This is a genomic window from Arthrobacter sp. P4_F10 (assembly GCF_056401435.1).
This window is the reverse complement of the sequence record NZ_JBFUJJ010000009.1, coordinates 98,850-116,595: the sequence shown is the minus strand read 5'-3', so window position 1 is coordinate 116,595 and position 17,746 is coordinate 98,850. Positions and strand designations below refer to the sequence as shown.

The window sequence follows — 17,746 nt, the reverse complement described above, 5'->3', positions numbered from 1 at the left end:
CTAGCCTTCGACGCCGAGGCGTTCCAGGATCAGCTCCTTGACGCGGCCGGCGTCTGCCTGGCCGCGGGTGGCCTTCATGACGGCGCCGACGATCGCGCCGATCGCCTGGATCTTGCCGCCGCGGATCTTGTCCGCGACGCCGGGCTGCGCGGCGAGGGCCGCGTCGATGGCTTCGAGCAGCGGTGCGTCGTCGGAGACCACGGCGAGGCCGCGCTTTTCGACGATTTCCGCCGGGGTGCCTTCGCCGGCGAGCACGCCGTCGAGGACCTCGGTGGCCATCTTGTTGTTGATCTTGCCGTCCTCGACCATCTGGTTCAGTTCCACGATGGTCGCCGGTGCGACGCCGAGCTGGCCGGGATCGACGTCGGCGTTCTTGGCGCGTCCAACGATCTCGCCCATCCACCATTTGCGGGCCACGGTGGCGGTGGCGCCGGCCGCGATGGTTTCCTCGATCTCGTCCATGACGCCGGCGTTGACGACGTCGCGGAACTCCAGGTCCGAGTAGCCCCAGTCGGCCTGGAGGCGCTTGCGGCGGGCGGCCGGCGGCTCGGGCAAGGTGGCCCGGAGTTCCTCGACCCATTCGCGGGACGCGGTGATCGGGACCAGGTCAGGCTCCGGAAAGTAGCGGTAGTCATCGGCGTCCGACTTGGCCCGGCCCGACGTCGTGGTCCGCGTGTCCTCGTGCCAGTGGCGGGTTTCCTGCGTGACCGGCTCGCCGGAGTCCAGGACGGCGGCGTGCCGCTGGATCTCGTAGCGGACGGCGTGTTCGACGGCGCGCAGCGAGTTGACGTTCTTGGTTTCCGAGCGGATGCCGAAGCGTTCGCGGCCGTGCGGGCGCAGCGAGACGTTGGCGTCGCAGCGGACGTTGCCGCGTTCCATCTTGGCGTCCGAGACCCCGAGGTTCTTGACGATTTCGCGGACCGCGGCGACGTAGGCCTTGGCGAGTTCGGGTGCGCGGCTGCCGGCGCCCTCGATCGGCTTGGTGACGATCTCGACCAGCGGCACGCCGGAGCGGTTGTAGTCCACGAGGGAGTAGTCCGCGCCCTGGATGCGGCCGGTGGCGCCGCCCATGTGGGTCAGCTTGCCGGCGTCCTCCTCCATGTGCGCGCGTTCGATCTCGACGCGGAACATGGTGCCGTCGGAGAGCTCAATGTCCAGGTAGCCGTCGTACGCGATGGGCTCGTCGTACTGGGAGGTCTGGAAATTCTTCGGGGTGTCCGGGTAGAAGTAGTTCTTCCGGGCGAAGCGGCACTTCTCGGCGATCTTGCAGTTCAGCGCCAGGCCGATCTTGATCGAGGACTCGATCGCGGTCTTGTTCACCACTGGCAGCACGCCGGGCATGCCAAGGTCCACCTCGTTGACGTTCGTGTTGGGCTCGTCGCCGAAGACGTTCGGCGCCGAGGAGAACATCTTGGTCTTGGTGTTGAGCTCCACGTGGACCTCGAAGCCCAGGACGGGATCGTACTTCTCCATCGCCTCTTCGAAGCTGAGGGTTGCGTCAGTCATTAGTGTGAACCTCCGTGGCTTGAAACGGCAGCGTCAGTAAGGGAAGGAGCCTTGTCCAGCAGCGGGCCGCCCCACTGCGCCTCGAGCAGGGATTCAAGGACTGCGCCGACGCGGTACAGCCGGGCATCCTGGCGGGCCGGGGCCAGCAGCTGGATGCCGACGGGCAGTCCGTCCTCGTCAGCCAGGCCGCCGGGCAGGGACAGTCCGGGGACGCCTGCCATGTTGGCCGGGATGGTGGCGACGTCGTTGAGGTACATCGCCAGCGGGTCGTTGAGCTTCTCGCCCAGCTTGAACGCCGTGGTCGGCGCCGTCGGGGAAATCAGCACGTCGGCCTTGGCGAACGCGGCCTCGAAGTCGCGCTGGATCAGGGTGCGCACCTTCTGGGCCGAGCCGTAGTAGGCGTCGTAATAGCCGGCGCTCAGGGCGTAGGTGCCCAGGATGATGCGGCGCTTGACCTCATCGCCGAAGCCGGCGGCGCGGGTGGCGCCCATGACGCGTTCGATCGTCAGCGGTCCCTCTTCGGGCAGGACCCGCAGGCCGTAGCGGACGCCGTCGAACTTGGCCAGGTTGGAGGAGGCCTCCGAGGGCATGATCAGGTAGTAGGCGCCCAGGGCGTACTTGAAGTTGGGGCAGGAGACCTCGACGATCTCGGCGCCCGCGCCCTTGAGCAGCTCGAGGGATTCGTTGAAGCGGTTCTCGACGCCGGCCTGGTAGCCCTCGCCGTGGAGCTCCTTGATGATGCCGATCTTCATGCCCTCGACGTTGCCGGTCCGGGCCGCGGCCACGAGGTCCTCGAGCGGATCCGGCAGCGAGGTGGAATCGCGGGGGTCGTGCCCGCCGATCACCTGGTGCAGCAGGGCCGAGTCCAGCACGGTGCGGGACACCGGGCCGATCTGGTCCAGCGAGGAGGCCATGGCGATGGCGCCGTAGCGGGAGACGCCGCCGTACGTGGGCTTGACGCCGACCGTGCCGGTGACGGCGCCGGGCTGGCGGATGGACCCGCCGGTGTCGGTGCCGAGGGCCAGCGGGGCTTCGAAGGCCGCGACGGCGGCAGCGGAACCGCCGCCGGAGCCGCCGGGGATGCGGTCCAGGTCCCACGGGTTGTGCGTGGGGCCGTACGCGGAGTGTTCGGTGGACGAGCCCATCGCGAACTCGTCCAGGTTGGTCTTGCCCAGGATCGGCATCTTGGCGGCGCGCAGGCGCTCGACCACCGTGGCGTCGTAGGGGCTGTTCCAGCCTTCGAGGATCTTCGAGCCGGCCGTGGTGGGCTGCCCGATCGTGACAATGAGGTCCTTGACGGCGATCGGCACGCCCGCGAGGACATGGAGCTCGGCGGCGGCGGCACCGCCGGCGGCGCGGATCGCGTCCACTTCGGCGGCCACGGCGAGCGCCTCATCGGCGTTGACGTGAAGGAAGGCGTGGACCTTGCCGTCGACGGCGGCGATGCGGTCCAGGTAGGCCTGGGTGACCTCGACGGCGGTGACCTCCCGGGCGGCCAGCTTCTCGGCGAGCGCCGCGGCGGAGAGGCGGATCAGTTCGTTGTTCTCAGTCATGGTCTTAGTCCTCATCCAGGATTGCCGGGACCTTGAAACGGCCTTCGTACGCGTCGGGGGCACCGGAGAGGGACTGCTCGGCCGTAAACGTGTGGCCCACGACGTCCTCGCGGAACACATTGGTCAGCGGAATCGGGTGGGACGTGGCCGGGACGTCATCACCGGCAGCTTCACTGACGGACTTCACTGAATCCACGATGACGGCGAGTTCGCCGGCCATCCTGTCCAGCTCTTCAGCACTCATCTCGATGTGCGCGAGTTGCGCGAGATGCGCGACGTCGTCGCGGTTGATCGCAGCCATGGATCTCCCCTGCAAGTAAAGGATTATTTTCCGTCCCAGTCTACGTGGGTTGAACTGCTGTTACCGTCGGACGCCGAGACGACAGTTCGCGGCAGTGTTTTGCGCAAACACTGCCGCGAACTGTCATCTCGTGGGGTTGGTTAGCCGATGCCGATGGCTCCCGTGAGGACTCCTACTCCGAGCATGACCAGGGAGATCACGGCCGTGCGCCAGAGGACCTTCTTGTGGTGGTCGCCCAGGTCCACCTTGGCGAGGGAGACCAGGAGCAGGATCGCCGGGACCAGGGGGCTCTGCAGGTGGAAGGGCTGGCCGGTGATGGAAGCGCGGGCCATCTCGGCGGCGCTGACGCCGTAGTGGGCCGCCGTCTCGCTGAGGACCGGCAGGACGCCGAAGTAGAAGGCGTCGTTGCTCATGAAGAACGTCATCGGGATGCTCAGGACGCCGGTGATGATCGCCATCAGCGGGCCCATGTCGGACGGGATGATCTGGACCAGCCATTCCGACATTGCCTTGACCATGCCGGTGCCGTTGAGGACGCCGGTCAGGACCGCGGCGGCCATGACCATGCTGACGACGGCGACGATCGAGGGTGCGTGGGCGATCAGCTGGGCGCTCTGGTCCTTGACCTTGGGGAAGTTGACCAGCAGTGCAATGGCGGAGCCCACCATGAAGACGAACGGGAGCGGAATGACGTTGGCGACGAGCGTCACCATGACCGCGGCCGTCAAGCCGAGGTTGAACCAGAACAGCTTGGGACGCAGGGTCTTGCGGTTGGGGTCCAGGGCGGTGTCGGCCATGGCGGAGTCGCGGTCGTCAACCAGGTCCTCGGTGCGCTCAAGCACTGCAACGGAGGAACCGCCGGTTGAGGGGCTTCCGACGGCGGCAATGCCGCCGGCGGGGCCGGAAGCCTTGGGGCCCGCGCCCTTGCGGCCGAAGCCAAAGCGGCCGGTGCTGCTGCCGCCGTCGAACGATTCAGCTGAATCCGGGACGCCCCAGATCTCGGGGGCGGTGCTGCGGAGGCGGTTGCGTTCCTGCAGGCCGAGCAGCCAGGAGAAGACCAGCACCACAATGAGTCCTGCGATGAGGGACGGGATCATGGGCACGAAGACGTCGTTGACGTCGAGCTTCAGCGCGGTTGCGGCGCGGGCGGTGGGACCGCCCCAGGGCAGGATGTTCATGGTGCCGTTGGCCAGGCCGGCCACGCAGGTCAGGACCACGGGGCTCATCTTGAGCCGCAGGTAGACCGGCAGCATGGCCGCGGTGGTCAGGATGAAGGTGGTGGAGCCGTCGCCGTCGAGCGAAACAGCTGCTGCGAGGATGGCCGTGCCGAGGACCACCTTGGCGGGGTCGTTGCCGAGCTTGCGCAGAATGAACCGGACCAGCGGGTCAAAGAGCCCGACGTCGATCATCAAACCGAAGTAGATGATCGCGAACATCAGCAGCGCCGCCGTGGAGGTCATGGACTTCATCGAGTCCAGCACCATCGGGCCGATGCCGAGGCCCGCGCCGGCGAAAAGCCCAAAGACTGTGGGGACGATGATGAGCGCCAGCACGGGCGTCAACTTCTTCGTCATGATCAGCACCATGAATACCGCGATCATGGCGAATCCTAGTAATACCAGCACGGCCGGCTCCTTCTTCGTTGAATGACACCACTCCGGTGTGATGCGCACTACAGACGTTAGAGTGGCGCCCGTCACGACTGGGCCTTTGGCTCAATTGATTGGCATACTGCTTATTGGATGCATTTTGCGCATTTTGCTCACGTCCGTTCCAACCCCAGGCAGGAGCCCGATGAAGCGCCGCACAGCTCTGCCGGCCCTGCGCTTTTCGACCCAGACACTGTTATTGCAGCTCGGCGTCGTGGCGCTGGTGGTGTTGCTGAGCAGCGCCGTCCATGCCTGGCTGACCTACGACCGGCTGGGCCGGGAGGCGGAGAACCAGGCGCTGACCCTGGCCCGGACGGTGGCCTCGGACCCGTCCGTGCGGTCGCAGGTCCGGTCCATCAGCGCCCTTCCCGCCGCTCCCCCCGCGGCCGAACTGTTGTCCGGTCCGTTGATGGCTGCCGCGGAGGGTGCCCGCACCCGCACCGGGGCGCTGTTCGTGGTCATCACGGACGAGACCGGTATCCGGCTGGCGCACCCGGACGCGGAACGGCTGGGTGAAAAGGTCAGCACCGACCCCTCGGAGGCCCTCGCCGGCCGGGAGGTCACCACCCGCAACACGGGCACGCTGGGACCGTCCGCCGGCGCCAAGGTCCCGGTGTACGCCCCGGATTCCGGAGCGGTGGTGGGTGAGGTGAGCGTGGGGTACTCCACCGAAACAATCAGCCAAAGCCTGGCCCGGGACATCATCCCCATCGCCGCCACGGCCGCCGGCGCGCTGCTGGCCGGCGTGCTGGCCTCCTTCCTGCTGCGGCGGCGGCTCCAGCGGCTGACGCTCGGGCTGGAGCCCGAGGAGATCAGCACCCTGGTGCACGACCAGGTGGCCGTGTTGCAGGGCGTCGACGACGGCGTGATCGGCGTTGCGGCCGACGGCAGGGTCAGCGTTTTCAACGCCGCTGCCCAGCGGCTCCTCGGCGTCCCCGACCTCGCGGGCACCGCCTGGGCTGCCGCGCCGGTGCCGGCGCAGCTGAAGGCCCTGACCCGGGCCGACGCGGCGGAGGGCGAGGCGGTGGAGCTCGTGGCCGGCGGCCGGGTCCTGGTGGCGAGCGCACGCAAGGCCCTGCATCGCCGCGAGGACCTGGGCTGGGTGGTGATGCTCCGGGACCGCACCGAGCTGCAGCAGCTGACCCGCCAGCTCGACGCCGTCGGCACCATGTCCGCTGCCTTGCGGGCGCAGCGCCACGAATTTGCCAACCAGCTGCACACGATCGCCGGCTTCATGAGCATCGGCCAGCCCCAGCAGGCGCAGGACTATCTGGCCAAACTGGCGGGCACCGGGCCGCTGGCGTTCCCGGTGGACCAGGCTGAGCTGCTTCAGGATCCCTACCTGCAGGCCTTCCTGGGCGCCAAGGGCGTCGAGGCGGACGAGCGTGGAGTGAGCCTGCGCCTCGGCCCGGAATCCGTGGTCCGCGGCCACGTCACCGAACCGCAGGACGTCACCACCGTGCTGGGGAACCTGATCGACAACGCCGTGAACGCCGCCGTCGCCGGTTCGGCGGCCGAGCGCTGGGTGGAAGTGGAAGTGCTGGACGAACCGGGAATCAACGGAGGCGCCGGCACACTTCACATTGTGGTGGCGGATTCCGGTGACGGCCTGGGCACCGGACTGACAGCCGCGGAGGCCGAAGGGGTCTTCACGGAAGGCTATACGACCTCGGATCGGCCGGCGCGGGCGGGTGCCGGGCAGGGCCTGGGGCTGGCGCTGTCCCGGCAGCTCGCGCGCCGCCGCGGCGGAGACGTGCGGTTGCTCGAAGCCGGCTCCCCCGGCGGCCCGGGCGCCGTGTTCGTCGCCACCCTGCCGGGAACCACCGAATCCGGGCCAACAATGCCGGGAACCACTGATGCTGGAACCACTGAATCAAGCGGAGAGGAAAACGATGTCTGAAGATTTCAGGGTGCTGATTGTCGACGATGATTTCCACGTCGCCAAGCTGCATGCCGCTTACGTGGATTCGGTGGCCGGGTTCCTGGCGCTGCCGCCGGCCGGCTCGGCGTCGCAGGCCCTGCAGGCCATCCACAGCCTGCGCCCGGACCTGGTACTGCTGGACGTCTACCTCCCGGACGCCTCGGGCCTGGACCTGCTGCACCAGCTGGACGTGGACACCGTGGTCCTCAGCGCGGCCTCGGACACGGCCTCGCTGCGCCTGGCGTTCCGTCGCGGGGCCCTGGGCTACCTGCTCAAGCCCTTCACGGCCGAATCCCTCTCGCAGCAGCTGCGCTCCTATGCACGGTACCGCCGGATCCTGGCGCAGCCGGGCTCCGTCAGCCAGGAGACGGTGGAACGCGCCAAACGCGCCCTGATCCCGGGCGACGTGGTCGCCTCGGCGCGTCCCCGTTCGGCCACCGAGGCCGCGGTGCTGGAATCCCTGGTTCCCGGCGAGCAGTATTCGGCCGCCGACGTCGCAGCCCGTGTAGGCGTGTCCCGGGCCACCGCCCAACGGTATCTGTCCGCGCTGGCGGACGACGGCGCCGTCGACATCCAGCTGCGCTACGGCACCACCGGGCGGCCCGAGCACCGCTACGGGATCCCGGCCACGGCCGGCCACTAGCCCCGGCTGGGCAGAACCGGGACACGGGCAACGCTTCTAGCTGGTCCCGTCACGCTCTTTCCGGGCTGCGGCCTGCTCCGCCTGCACGGCCCGGTAGACGTTGCCGTGGATCATGTCCGCCCCGATGCGCTCGATCACGCCGTCGCGCTCCAGGACCGCCCGAACCGCGGGTTTGAGCCGGGTCAGACGCAGGTTGACGTCCGACTCGCGGGCGAGGGTCGCGATGTCCGCCATCTTTGCTGCCCCCTGGGAGTCGACGAAATTGATCCCGCCGCAGTCGAGCACAATGCCAGTGAGCCCCGGTGTTGAATGAATGACCTCGCGCAGCCGGTCCTCCAGCGCGTCGGCGGTGGCGAAGAACAGGCCGCCGTCGAACCGGATCACGGCAACGCCGGGAACGATTTCGTCGCTGGGGTGCCCATCGGCTTCACGAAAGACCTGGGTGCCCGGTTCGCGGCCTAGCGACGGCATCTCCGGGTGAGTGGCCACCCGGACGAGCCAGAAGATCGAGAGGCCGATCCCGATCACGACGCCCGCGAGCACGCCGAAGATGAGGGTGCCGATGATCGCTGCGACCGCAATCCAGAAGTCGAACCTCTGCACCCGGGCAAGCCGCCGCATCTCCGGAAAGTTCATCATGCCCATGACGACGGCCTCGATGATCAGCGCCGCCAGCACGGGCTTAGGCAGGTTCGAGAACAGCGGCGCCAGGAAGAGCAGCGTCAGCAGAACTGTGACCCCAGAAGTGAGGGAGGCAAGGCCGGTCTTCGCCCCGGAGTGGTCGTTCAGCGAGCTCGCTGACAGACTCGTCGAGACGGGCATCCCCTTGAAGAGTCCAGCGGCAATGTTGGCCAGCGACTGGGCAATCGATTCCTGGTTGATGTCGATCTGGTAGCGGTGCTTGGCAGCGAACGCCCTCGCATCCCCGGCGGTCTGGGAGAAGCCGATCAGGACCACCGCCACCGCTGCGAGGGCCACGGTCCCCACGTGGTCCCACATCAGCTGGCCGTCCGGGACCTCGAGCGAGGGCAGCCCACTGGGCACGTCCCCCACCAGTGCAACCCCTTTGGCCCCGAGATCGAACAGCGCCTCAGCCAGCAATCCGCCCACCACCAGGACCAGGGCACCTGGGACTGAAGGCGCGACAGCTTTCAGCCCGAAGACGACAGCCAGGGCGATGGCTCCCACCAGTACGGTGGTCGGCTGCGCCTCGCCCAGGGTCCCCAGCCAGGACCACAGTTCCTGAATCGGGTTGGAGCCGGTGACCTCGGTCCCGGTGAGCTTGGGGAGCTCCCCGATGACGACGTCGATCGCCGCGCCGAAAAGGAAGCCGGTGACCACGGCCTTCGAGAGGAACTGCGCAATCCAGCCCATCTTGAAGACGGCAAGAAGCAGGAACAGGATCCCGGCGGCGAGGGTGATTCCCGCAACGAACGAGGCGATATCTTGCTCGCCGGTGATGCCTGCCGCGAGCACGGCACTCGCGGCCACCGCCGCCAGACCCGAGCTGGGCCCCATCGAGATCTGCCGGCACGTGCCGAAGATCGCGTACACGATGGCGCCGGCGGCCGCGGCATACAGCCCGTTCTGCAGCGGAATCCCCGCGATGCCTGCATAGCCCAGGTTCTTAGGAACGATCAGGGCCGCGACGGTGACGCCGGCGATCAGATCGCCCCGCAGCCACGAGCGGTCATAGGAGCGGAACTGGCCGATGAGGGGAATCCTGGTAGGCCCCTGCCCGTGCGCCTTGGTCATGCGCCCTTCATACTCCAAGTCCGGACGTTCCGCCAGAGTCCCGGTTCCAGCAATGCGGGGTCAGCCACGGCCCAAGGGGAGCGCCGGAACGGGCGGTAAGACCCCGCGTTGGTTTCTAGCTGGCGCTCTTCTGGGCGACGAGTTCGATCTCGACGAGCATCTTGGGATCCAGGAACGGCAGCACATGCACGAGGGACAGCGTGGGACGGATGTCGCCGAAGACCTCGCCGTGGGCGCGGCCGGCCTCTTCCCACTTGCTGATGTCCGTCAGGTACAGCTTGGACTGCACCACGTCCTCGAAGCCGAAGCCGGCCTCGGCCAGCACTGCGCCGAGCTTCTGCAGGATGTAGCTGGTCTGGGCATAGAAGTCGTCGCCCACAATTCCGTCCTCGCCGCTGGCGGCGGTCGCGGAGATGTAAAGGGTGTTGTCCACCTGGACAGCCCGGGAATAGCCGAGGGCCTGTTCCCAGGTGGAGCCGGTACCGAAGGTCTTGCGCATGGTGGGCCTTTCGCAGTTGCCGCAGGGGATCGGCACAACTTTAGGTCGCCAGGGCCAAGACCTGCCAAACCGGGTTGCTTTGTGTCGGCGGCCCTGCGCGGGGCCTCTGCCCTGCCTAGAGCTCCTGGCGGTAAACGAGCAGTTTGATGTTTGTGCCCGGCACCAGCCAGTCGCGCTCCGGCGCCCGCAGGAAGCCGGTCTTCCGGTAGAGGCCGTGGGCACTTTCCCAGCTCTCGCCCGTGGTGAGGGCCACGGCGTGGATTCCGGGCAGGGCCTTGGCATGGTCGATGATGGCCTGGACCATGGCCTTGCCGGCGCCGCTGCGCTGGACGGACGGGTCCACCACGAGCATCCGGAACTCGAGCTCGTCGCTTTGGGCGATGTCCGCGTAGGGCTCACCGGCGACCGCCAGCGTCACGGAGCCCAGGATCCGGCCCTCGCGCTCCGCGACCCAAACCGTCGCGGCGGACGCGCGCTGCCCGACCTTCTGGATCTGCTGCATGTACGGGTGGTCGGCGCTCTCAAAATAGCCCGCCGCCAGGTAGGCGTCCCGGGTGATGCGCGCTATGGCGTCGTAATCGGCCGGAACGGCGGGGCGAATGAGGATCTGCGAAGGCACCTGTCAATGGTACGGGCGCCCGGACCGGGCCGTGCCCGGAAAAGCCGTTTCCGTGACTGAACTATCACTCAGAGGCCCATCACTCAGGACCATCATTCGGGCCCATCATTCCAGCCGGGGCCGGCCCGGCGAGACGACGTTAGAGCGGGAACTTGCCGGAGAGTTCCAGCGGTCCGGCGCACGTCCACGCGGCGAGGCGCTCGTCGTCGGAGGGGCCGCCGGCCAGGGGGCTGGTGAGCCGCGGCCTGCGCACCCAGCAGCCTGCTTCCTCGGCGATCAGGGCCCCGGCCGCGAAGTCGTGTTCGTTGAGCCCACGCTCACCGTAGGCGTCGTGGGTGCCGTCCGCCACGAGGCAGAGGTCCAGCGCCGCCGAGCCGAGCCGGCGCATGTCGGCGAAGCCGTCCATCAGGCTGCCGAGGCCGGTGGCCTGTTCCGCCCGGACGTCGGGATCGTAGCTGAAGCCGGTGGCCAGGATCTGGCCGGTCCGGCCGGGGACCGGCCCGAAGAGGGCGGTCAGCTGGCCCTGCTCCTGGAGCCAGGCCCCCTCGCCGCGGGACGCGTAGTAGGTGCGTCCCAGCGCCGGTGCGCTGACGACGCCGGCCAGCCAGACGCCGTCGGCGTCCGCCACTGCCACGGAGGTGGCGTAGTAGACGATGTTGCGGATGAAATTGGTGGTGCCATCGAGCGGGTCGATGGACCAGCGGTAGCCGCTGGGCGCCGCCGGCAGGACGGTGCCGCCCTCCTCCCCCGTGATGATGTCCCGCGGCCGGGCGGCGGTGATGACGTCACGGACGGCGGCCTCGGCGGCGAGGTCGAAGGCCGTCACCCAGTCCCCTGAGTCGCCCTTGTTGCTGACGTCCAGGGCGGCGGTTTTCCGGGTGGCCAGGACAGCGGCCCCCGCCGCCGCGGCCGACTTGGCCAGCTCCAGCAAGGCAGGAATGCCGGGCGCGGACTCGGGAGGACCGGCGGGGCGCGTGCTCATTCGGCCGCCGCAGCCTCGACGCCGAGGAACTCGCCGTCGTCGCCAGTATCCTGGACGCCTTCCGGGACGCCGTCCGTAACGCTGTCCGCGGTGGTCCGGGCCGGCCCGTCCGCCAGCAGCGCCCGGAAGCCGTCCTCATCCAGCACCGGGACTCCGAGTTGTTCGGCCTTGTCCAGTTTGGTGCCGGCGTTATCGCCCGCCACCACGTAGCTGGTGTTCTTCGAGACCGAGCCGGCCGCTTTGCCGCCGCGGATCAGGATGGCTTCCTTGGCTTCATCGCGGCTGAAGCCCTCGAGGCTTCCGGTCACCACGATGGTCAGCCCTTCCAGGGTCCTGGGCGTGGACTCGTCGCGTTCGTCCGCCATCCGGACGCCGGCGTCCGCCCAGCAGTCCACGATGTCGCGGTGCCAGTCCTCGGCAAACCATTCGGTCAGCGCCTGGGCGATGACCGGACCCACGCCGTCGACGCTGGCGAGCTCCTCCTCGGAGGCCCGCCGGATGGCGTCCATGCTGCCGAACGCGGTAGCAAGGGCGCGCGAGGCCCGCGGGCCGACGTGCCTGATGGACAGGGCCACGAGGACCCGCCACAGCGGCTGGGACTTCGCTTTCTCCAATTCCCGGAAGAGCTTGTCCGTGGTGGCCGTGGGCTTGGACGGGGTCTTGGTGGTGGCCTTGGTGTAGAAGTAGGGCACCAGCTCGATTTCCCCCGCGCCCACGCCCTTGGAGCGCTTCTCCCGGCGGACGCGGACGTCCGCGAGCTGCTCCGGAGTGAGGTTGAACAGGGTCGCCTCGGTGGTGAGCGGCGGCGTTGCGGGCTCGGCGGGCTGGGTCAGGGCGATGGCGGCTTCCCAGCCGAGGGCCTCGATGTCGAAGGCGCCGCGGCCGGCGAGGTGGAAGACGCGCTCGCGCAACTGCGCCGGGCAGGACCGGGAGTTGGGGCAGCGGATGTCCACGTCCCCTTCCTTTCCGGGGGCCAAGGGCGTGCCGCAGGCGGGGCATTCGGTGGGCATGATGAAATCGCGGACGGGCGGGTCCTGGGCGTCCCGCAGCGCCAGGACCGGGCCCACAATTTCCGGAATGACGTCTCCGGCCTTCCGCAACACCACGATGTCGCCGATCTTCACGCCCTTGGCCTTGACTACTTCCTGGTTGTGCAGGGTGGCCATTTCCACGGTGGAGCCGGCAACCTTGACTGGTTCCATCACGCCGTACGGGGTGACCCGGCCGGTGCGGCCGACGTTGACGGCGATGTCGAGCAGCTTGGTGTGGACCTCTTCGGGCGGGTACTTGTAGGCCACGGCCCAGCGCGGCACCCGGGTGGTGTAACCCAGCGCCCGCTGTGTGGCGAAGTCGTCCACCTTGATGACAATGCCGTCAATCTCGTGGGTGAGGCTGTGCCGCTTGTCGCCGTAGCGCTTGATGAAGTCCATCACGTCCGCCAGCCCGGCGAGGACCTCGAAGTAGGGGCTCGTGGGCAGTCCCCACTCGGCGAGCTTGCGGTAAGTCTCCGACTGGCTGGCAATGTCGAGCCCCTCGCGGGCGCCGATGCCGTGGACGTACATCCGCAGCGGACGCTTGGCGGTTTCGGCGGGGTCCTTTTGCCGCAGCGAGCCTGCTGCGGCGTTGCGCGGGTTGGCCAGCGGCGCTTTGCCGGCCTCGATCAGGGCTTCGTTGAATTCCGCGAAGGCCTGGGACGGGATGAACACTTCGCCGCGGACTTCCATCTCCGCCGGGAAGCCGCTGCCGCTGAGTTGCTGCGGGATTTCCTTGATGGTCAGGACGTTGTGCGTGATGTCCTCGCCGGTGGTGCCGTCGCCGCGGGTGGCGGCCCGGACCAGCGCCCCGTCGCGGTAGAGCAGGTTGACGGCCAGGCCGTCGATCTTCAGTTCGGTGAGCCACGACGGCTGGTTGCCGCCATTGCTGCCGTTGCCGAGCTTGGCGACGCCCGCCTCGGCCTTCACCATCCAGGCCTCAAGCTCCTCGAGCGAGAAGACATCCTCCAGGCTGTACATGCGCTGCAGGTGTTGGACGGCGGTAAACGCCGCTGACACCTCGCCGCCGACTTCCTGCGTGGGCGAATCGTTGGCCACCAGTTCCGGATTCATGGCCTCGATCGTTTCCAGCCGCCGGTAAAGCTCGTCGAACTCGGCGTCGGAGATGATCGGAGCGTCCTCCTGGTAGTACGCAAAACGGTGTTTGCGGACCTGTTCCACAAGGTCCTCATACTCCGCGCGGATGTCCCCGGACGGGACCTGCCCCCCGTCGGGACCTTGAGGATCCGTGGCGTGCCCGGGGGCTGCTTCGGCTGCTTTTTCAATCCCTGCTGCGGTCTCTGCTGCGGTCTTCCCTGTGCTCACAGACCTATCCTGCCCTAGATCCACGACATTGTCCGGTCCAGGGGTAGGGCCCCGGGCCGCCCCATGGTCCGGTCAGGGGTCCGGTCGTGGGGCCGGTCAAGGGGCCGAGGTCAGACGGGCGCATCCTCGTTTGCAGTCCGGGCGTCGACCACGATCGCCGTGATGTTGTCCCGGCCGCCGCTGCGCAGTGCCGCCTGGATCAGTTCGTCTACCGCCGCCTGGGGGTCCGCTTCGGCCGCAAGGATGCCGGCAATCTGCTCATCGCCCAGTTCCCCGTTGAGCCCGTCGGAGCAGACCAGGATCCTGTCGCCGTCTTCGAGGGGCAGCAGCCAGTAGTCGGCCTCGAAGTCGTGTCCGGTTCCCAGGGCTCGCGTCACGACATGCCTGCGCGGATACACGGCGGCCTCGGCTTCGGTGATCTGCCCGGTGTCAAGGAGTTCCTGCACCTCGGAATGGTCCACACTGATCTGGGCGAGCTGGCCGTGGCTGTACCGGTAGGTGCGTGAATCACCGATGTTGAGGACAAGCCAGTACGGAACGTCCAGCTGTTCCACCACCACGACGCCGGACAAGGTGGTTCCGGCGCGGGATCCGGTGGCGTGACGGATGCCGGCGTCAGCCATGAGCAGGTACTCCTGGAGGATGTCCGCCGTCGCGTCCCGGCTGCCGGTCTTGAACTGTGGCAGCTCGGCCAGGGTGCGCACGCAGATGCCGCTGGCAACTTCGCCCGCCTCATGCCCTCCCATGCCGTCCGCCACGGCGAAGACGGGGTCTGCGGCAATGAAGGAATCCTCGTTCGCCTCCCGGCGCAGTCCCCGGTCCGTGCCGTACCCGCAGCGCAGGCGCGGTCCCCGTTTCCCGTCCGACGGCGGGAAGGGGGCGTCTGGCGTTGGGTTCATGGCGGTCCTCAATGAAGTGGTGCGCGGCTGCGGTGGTGCGCGAGGGTTGACGGCGGTCACAAACCCGGCCGGATCGCAACTGCCGGTCCGACTATTGCATATGCGCCGCACAACTGAGAAGCCCGCCACGGGCTACCGCCGGGCTGATCCGGCGATCAGTCCAGGATCAGGCCCCGGCCGCTGCCGGGCTGCAGCTGCACCGGGTGGATTTCACCGAACCCGCGGACGTCCTCGGCCGGGCGGGGCACGAGGACGAAGCGTTCGTCCTGCTCCAGCGCGGCCGCGGTCATCGAATCCACCAGTACCGTTCCGGGGTCCGCGAGGACCGTCAGGCGGGCGGCGAGGTTGACGGTGGGTCCGTAGATGTCGCCGAGGCGGGAGAGGATGCGGCCCCAGACCATGGCCACGCGGGCCTGGGGCAGGATCTCGTCCTCGGTGAAGGCACGGYACAGTGCCAGGGAGATCTCGGCGCCGGCCGCGGGGGTCTCGGCAATGTAGAGGACTTCGTCGCCGACGGTCTTGACCAGCCGGCCGCCGCCGACGGAGATGATTTCGGCACATTTGTTCTCGAAGCGCTGCACCAGCTGGGCGAGGGTTTTCTCGTTCATCCGGCGGGACAGGCTGGTGTAGGACACCAGGTCGGCGAAGCCAACGGCCCGGGCCAGCGGCAGCGGCGAATCGTCCTCGTCGCCTTCGCGGCCCTCTTCGCTGGACTGCAGTCCGGCCTCGGCCCGGACGGCCAGGCGCTGCACACCGGCGTTGAGCTGCCGGCGCCAAGAATAGACGAGCATTTCCTCGAGGGCGTCAATAAGGTTCGGCAGCTCGCTGACCAGCCGCTTGCGCGCGACGGCGTCCGGCACGCCCTGTTCCTGGACCATGTCCTCCACCAGGGCCTCGATCTGCCACACGACCATCCGGTCGGTCATCTGACCGATGGCCCGGGTGATGGAGATGGCGGCTTCCTCCGTGAGCTTGCCGTCACGCACGAGGTCCACGATGGTGGACAGGGCGGACTGGTCGCGCTCGGTGAAGGCCACATCCTCATCCCCGAGGTTGGGAAAGCCGAGGGCGCGCCAGAGTTTCCGGGCAGAGAGCAGCGAGAGTCCGGCGCCGGCGGCGACTTCACGGCGCCGGAGCTTGCGTTCGCCGCCCAGCAGGCGGGCTTCGAGGGCCTTGGCGGCAAGCCGTTCGGCGGACATCGTTCCAGTAGGCGGAGTGGCAGGTTCCGGGGCGCGCTCGAATTCGGGTTCGGCGGGTTCAGATTCGGATTCGGCGGGTTCGAATTCGGCTTCGGGACCGATGAGCGCGCCGGCTTCAGTGTCGAAGGCGGTCTCGGCGCCGCTGCCGGGCGCAGCCGGGCCGGCGACGTCTTCGGGCTCCCGGGGCAAATCAGGGGCAGCGAGGTCGATGTCCTGGTGGACGTTCTCAGCGTTCATCTCTTCCACCTTCTCTCGTCTCCCATGGCCAGGCCTCGCCCGGGTTGTAGGTCATGCCATCGGCCCCGAACACCTCGTCCTTGGGGAGATCGCCGATAGCGTCCAGCATGAAGTTGCGGAATGTCGCGACCTCCGGGACATCTGGGACCACCATTCCAACGGGGTACCCGGTCTCCAAGGATATATTCCCGGAGCGCAATAGCCGCTGCAACAACGATTGCTCAATGGCCACATGGCGGACGGCGGCGAGGGCAACCTGTTCATCGCGCCGCCGTAACATGCCGTACCGGGTAACTAAGCGCTGGCTGGTCAGGATGTAGCGGGTGGCGTGCCACGCAATGACCCGCGGGAGGCAGTAGCCCACCAGCACCCACGCCGCCAACCCCAGGCACACGGCAACCAGCCAGGGCGTCCAGTCCTTGGGGATGAGCGGAATGAGCCGCGCCGGCCCGCCCTTGACAACCCAGGCGCAGGCGTAGGCCGCCAACGCCGGAACGACAATGAACATCAGCCCCGGGACAATGAGCATCCTGGGCTGGGGCCGGGTCACCACAATCACTTGCTCTCCCGGCAGGAGCACTTTACGCATAACCGCTTTCCGCGCCGCCGCGGCCGTCGCCCTGCCCGCCGGTTCCGGCCGGGTTCCACGGCCTCAGGTGCACGACGTCGCCGGCCGTCACCACATGCTCATGGCCCGCTGCGTCGACCACCAGGAGCGAACCGTATTCGTCCAGGCGCGTGGCGTGGCCAATAATCTCGTGATCGCCCGGGAGCTGGGCACGGACCTGCTTGCCGAGGGTCGACAGCAGGTGTTCCACCCTCTTATGCAGCGACGGGCCGCCGGCCATGCCGGCGGAGGGGTCGCCGTCGGCGTTGCAGAAACTCCGGTAGAGGGTGGCGAAGCGGGACAGGTAGCTCTTCAGGAGCTCCGTCCGGTCTACCGTGTCCGGATTCTCCAGCAACACGGACGTGGCGGTGGGGACCGGGAGCTCGGGCTCGGTCAGCGTGACGTTCAGGCCCGTTCCCAGGATGACCGGGGGCGTGCCGGCGCCGCCGAGCGGACCGAGCTGGGCCAGGATGCCTGCGATCTTCCGGCCCCGCACCAGGACGTCGTTGGGCCATTTGAGTTCCGCCGGAAGGCCAGCCGTTTCCGTCAGGGCCTCACGCAGGGCAAGGGCGGCCAGGAGGGAGAGCCAGGAGTAGCTGTGGGTCGGCAGCGGCCGGCCGGCCGCGTTGACGGGCCGCAGCACCAGCGAGACGGAGACGGAGCTGCGGGCCGGCGCCTCCCAGCGGCGGTCGAGCCGGCCGCGCGCGGCGCTTTGGTACTCGGCGGTCAGCACCGACAGGTCCGGCCAGGCGGTGGGATCCTCGGTCACGCCGCGGAGGAGATCGGCATTGGTGGAGCCGGTGGACTCAACCACCGTCAGCCGCGGAATTCCGTTGGCGGACAGGAACGCCTCATCGCTGAGGGCACTCAGGTCGAGGGGCGGACGGTCCGGGGTTTCCTGCACGGCTTCCATGCTTGAATCCTACCGAGGAAAGCGCACCGAGGCTCCCGCCCCCGTTGACTCAAAACCTCTGCTGAAACTCCCCACCTTTGGCCGGCATGTCCGGCGGGTCGGCCGG

Annotated in this window: 15 protein-coding genes; 2 read left to right on the top strand and 13 right to left on the bottom strand. The window is 68.2% G+C overall.

All coding sequences use genetic code 11. The features are described from left to right. The 4 genes from gatB to AC1DR1_RS11990 all read right to left on the bottom strand — a co-directional run bounded on the left by gatB (window position 1) and on the right by AC1DR1_RS11990 (window position 4,985). Window positions 1-1,506, bottom strand: coding sequence for an Asp-tRNA(Asn)/Glu-tRNA(Gln) amidotransferase subunit GatB (gene gatB / locus AC1DR1_RS12005; protein WP_229993767.1), 1,506 nt, complete (start codon window positions 1,504-1,506; stop codon window positions 1-3). After that, on the bottom strand, window positions 1,506-3,059 hold the full coding sequence (gatA, locus tag AC1DR1_RS12000) for an Asp-tRNA(Asn)/Glu-tRNA(Gln) amidotransferase subunit GatA (RefSeq protein ID WP_229993768.1): 1,554 nt from the start codon (window positions 3,057-3,059) through the stop codon (window positions 1,506-1,508). Before gatA ends, gatB begins: the two co-directional genes overlap by 1 nt. Window positions 3,060-3,063: 4 nt before the next feature. Beyond that, window positions 3,064-3,360 (bottom strand): Asp-tRNA(Asn)/Glu-tRNA(Gln) amidotransferase subunit GatC, encoded by a 297-nt coding sequence (gene gatC, locus AC1DR1_RS11995; RefSeq protein WP_026537696.1) that lies wholly within the window; start codon window positions 3,358-3,360, stop codon window positions 3,064-3,066. Window positions 3,361-3,500: 140 nt separating this feature from the next. Further along, a complete protein-coding gene (locus tag AC1DR1_RS11990; RefSeq protein ID WP_476992641.1) occupies window positions 3,501-4,985 on the bottom strand; it encodes a CitMHS family transporter in 1,485 nt (494 codons plus the stop codon). 169 nt (window positions 4,986-5,154) lie between these two features. Here AC1DR1_RS11990 and AC1DR1_RS11985 point away from each other — a divergent pair, with 169 nt between their 5' ends. Further along, window positions 5,155-6,909 (top strand): sensor histidine kinase, encoded by a 1,755-nt coding sequence (locus AC1DR1_RS11985; protein WP_229993770.1) that lies wholly within the window; start codon window positions 5,155-5,157, stop codon window positions 6,907-6,909. After that, window positions 6,902-7,573 (top strand): response regulator, encoded by a 672-nt coding sequence (locus AC1DR1_RS11980; protein ID WP_476992640.1) that lies wholly within the window; start codon window positions 6,902-6,904, stop codon window positions 7,571-7,573. Before AC1DR1_RS11985 ends, AC1DR1_RS11980 begins: the two co-directional genes overlap by 8 nt. 36 nt (window positions 7,574-7,609) lie before the next feature. On the opposite strand, the gene AC1DR1_RS11975 is transcribed toward AC1DR1_RS11980, so the two are convergent. From AC1DR1_RS11975 to AC1DR1_RS11935, 9 genes are all read right to left on the bottom strand, one after another. Beyond that, window positions 7,610-9,328 (bottom strand): SulP family inorganic anion transporter, encoded by a 1,719-nt coding sequence (locus tag AC1DR1_RS11975; protein ID WP_229993772.1) that lies wholly within the window; start codon window positions 9,326-9,328, stop codon window positions 7,610-7,612. A gap of 115 nt (window positions 9,329-9,443) precedes the next feature. Then, the gene (locus AC1DR1_RS11970; protein WP_229993773.1) at window positions 9,444-9,827 is read right to left on the bottom strand and encodes a RidA family protein; all 384 of its coding nucleotides are present in this window, start codon (window positions 9,825-9,827) and stop codon (window positions 9,444-9,446) included. Between the two features lie 115 nt (window positions 9,828-9,942). Then, window positions 9,943-10,446 carry a GNAT family N-acetyltransferase gene (locus AC1DR1_RS11965; RefSeq protein WP_229993774.1) on the bottom strand — a complete coding sequence of 168 codons (504 nt, stop codon included), beginning with the start codon at window positions 10,444-10,446 and terminating at the stop codon, window positions 9,943-9,945. A gap of 139 nt (window positions 10,447-10,585) precedes the next feature. Continuing rightward, entirely contained in the window at window positions 10,586-11,428 is an 843-nt protein-coding gene (locus AC1DR1_RS11960) for an inositol monophosphatase family protein (RefSeq protein ID WP_476992639.1), read from the bottom strand. After that, window positions 11,425-13,746 carry an NAD-dependent DNA ligase LigA gene (gene ligA, locus AC1DR1_RS11955; protein WP_476992665.1) on the bottom strand — a complete coding sequence of 774 codons (2,322 nt, stop codon included), beginning with the start codon at window positions 13,744-13,746 and terminating at the stop codon, window positions 11,425-11,427. Before ligA ends, AC1DR1_RS11960 begins: the two co-directional genes overlap by 4 nt. 149 nt (window positions 13,747-13,895) lie before the next feature. After that, window positions 13,896-14,684, bottom strand: coding sequence for a PP2C family protein-serine/threonine phosphatase (locus AC1DR1_RS11950; protein WP_476992638.1), 789 nt, complete (start codon window positions 14,682-14,684; stop codon window positions 13,896-13,898). 155 nt (window positions 14,685-14,839) lie between these two features. Beyond that, window positions 14,840-16,120 (bottom strand): adenylate/guanylate cyclase domain-containing protein, encoded by a 1,281-nt coding sequence (locus AC1DR1_RS11945; RefSeq protein WP_476992637.1) that lies wholly within the window; start codon window positions 16,118-16,120, stop codon window positions 14,840-14,842. Beyond that, complete coding sequence (locus AC1DR1_RS11940; protein WP_476966505.1) at window positions 16,110-16,709, bottom strand: PH domain-containing protein; 600 nt, start codon at window positions 16,707-16,709, stop codon at window positions 16,110-16,112. Before AC1DR1_RS11940 ends, AC1DR1_RS11945 begins: the two co-directional genes overlap by 11 nt. Continuing rightward, complete coding sequence (locus AC1DR1_RS11935; protein ID WP_229993780.1) at window positions 16,702-17,640, bottom strand: biotin--[acetyl-CoA-carboxylase] ligase; 939 nt, start codon at window positions 17,638-17,640, stop codon at window positions 16,702-16,704. Before AC1DR1_RS11935 ends, AC1DR1_RS11940 begins: the two co-directional genes overlap by 8 nt. Window positions 17,641-17,746 lie beyond the last annotated feature (106 nt).

Excerpts from the sequence above, each read along its gene's own strand:
- gatB (WP_229993767.1), bottom strand. The coding sequence starts at position 1,506 with ATGACTGACGCAACCCTCAGCTTCGAAGAGGCGATGGAGAAGTACGAT.
- gatA (WP_229993768.1), bottom strand. The coding sequence starts at position 3,059 with ATGACTGAGAACAACGAACTGATCCGCCTCTCCGCCGCGGCGCTCGCC.
- gatC (WP_026537696.1), bottom strand. The coding sequence starts at position 3,360 with ATGGCTGCGATCAACCGCGACGACGTCGCGCATCTCGCGCAACTCGCG.
- AC1DR1_RS11985 (WP_229993770.1), top strand. The coding sequence starts at position 5,155 with ATGAAGCGCCGCACAGCTCTGCCGGCCCTGCGCTTTTCGACCCAGACA.
- AC1DR1_RS11980 (WP_476992640.1), top strand. The coding sequence starts at position 6,902 with ATGTCTGAAGATTTCAGGGTGCTGATTGTCGACGATGATTTCCACGTC.
- AC1DR1_RS11975 (WP_229993772.1), bottom strand. The coding sequence starts at position 9,328 with ATGACCAAGGCGCACGGGCAGGGGCCTACCAGGATTCCCCTCATCGGC.
- AC1DR1_RS11970 (WP_229993773.1), bottom strand. The coding sequence starts at position 9,827 with ATGCGCAAGACCTTCGGTACCGGCTCCACCTGGGAACAGGCCCTCGGC.
- AC1DR1_RS11960 (WP_476992639.1), bottom strand. The coding sequence starts at position 11,428 with ATGAGCACGCGCCCCGCCGGTCCTCCCGAGTCCGCGCCCGGCATTCCT.
- AC1DR1_RS11950 (WP_476992638.1), bottom strand. The coding sequence starts at position 14,684 with ATGAACCCAACGCCAGACGCCCCCTTCCCGCCGTCGGACGGGAAACGG.
- AC1DR1_RS11940 (WP_476966505.1), bottom strand. The coding sequence starts at position 16,709 with ATGCGTAAAGTGCTCCTGCCGGGAGAGCAAGTGATTGTGGTGACCCGG.
- AC1DR1_RS11935 (WP_229993780.1), bottom strand. The coding sequence starts at position 17,640 with ATGGAAGCCGTGCAGGAAACCCCGGACCGTCCGCCCCTCGACCTGAGT.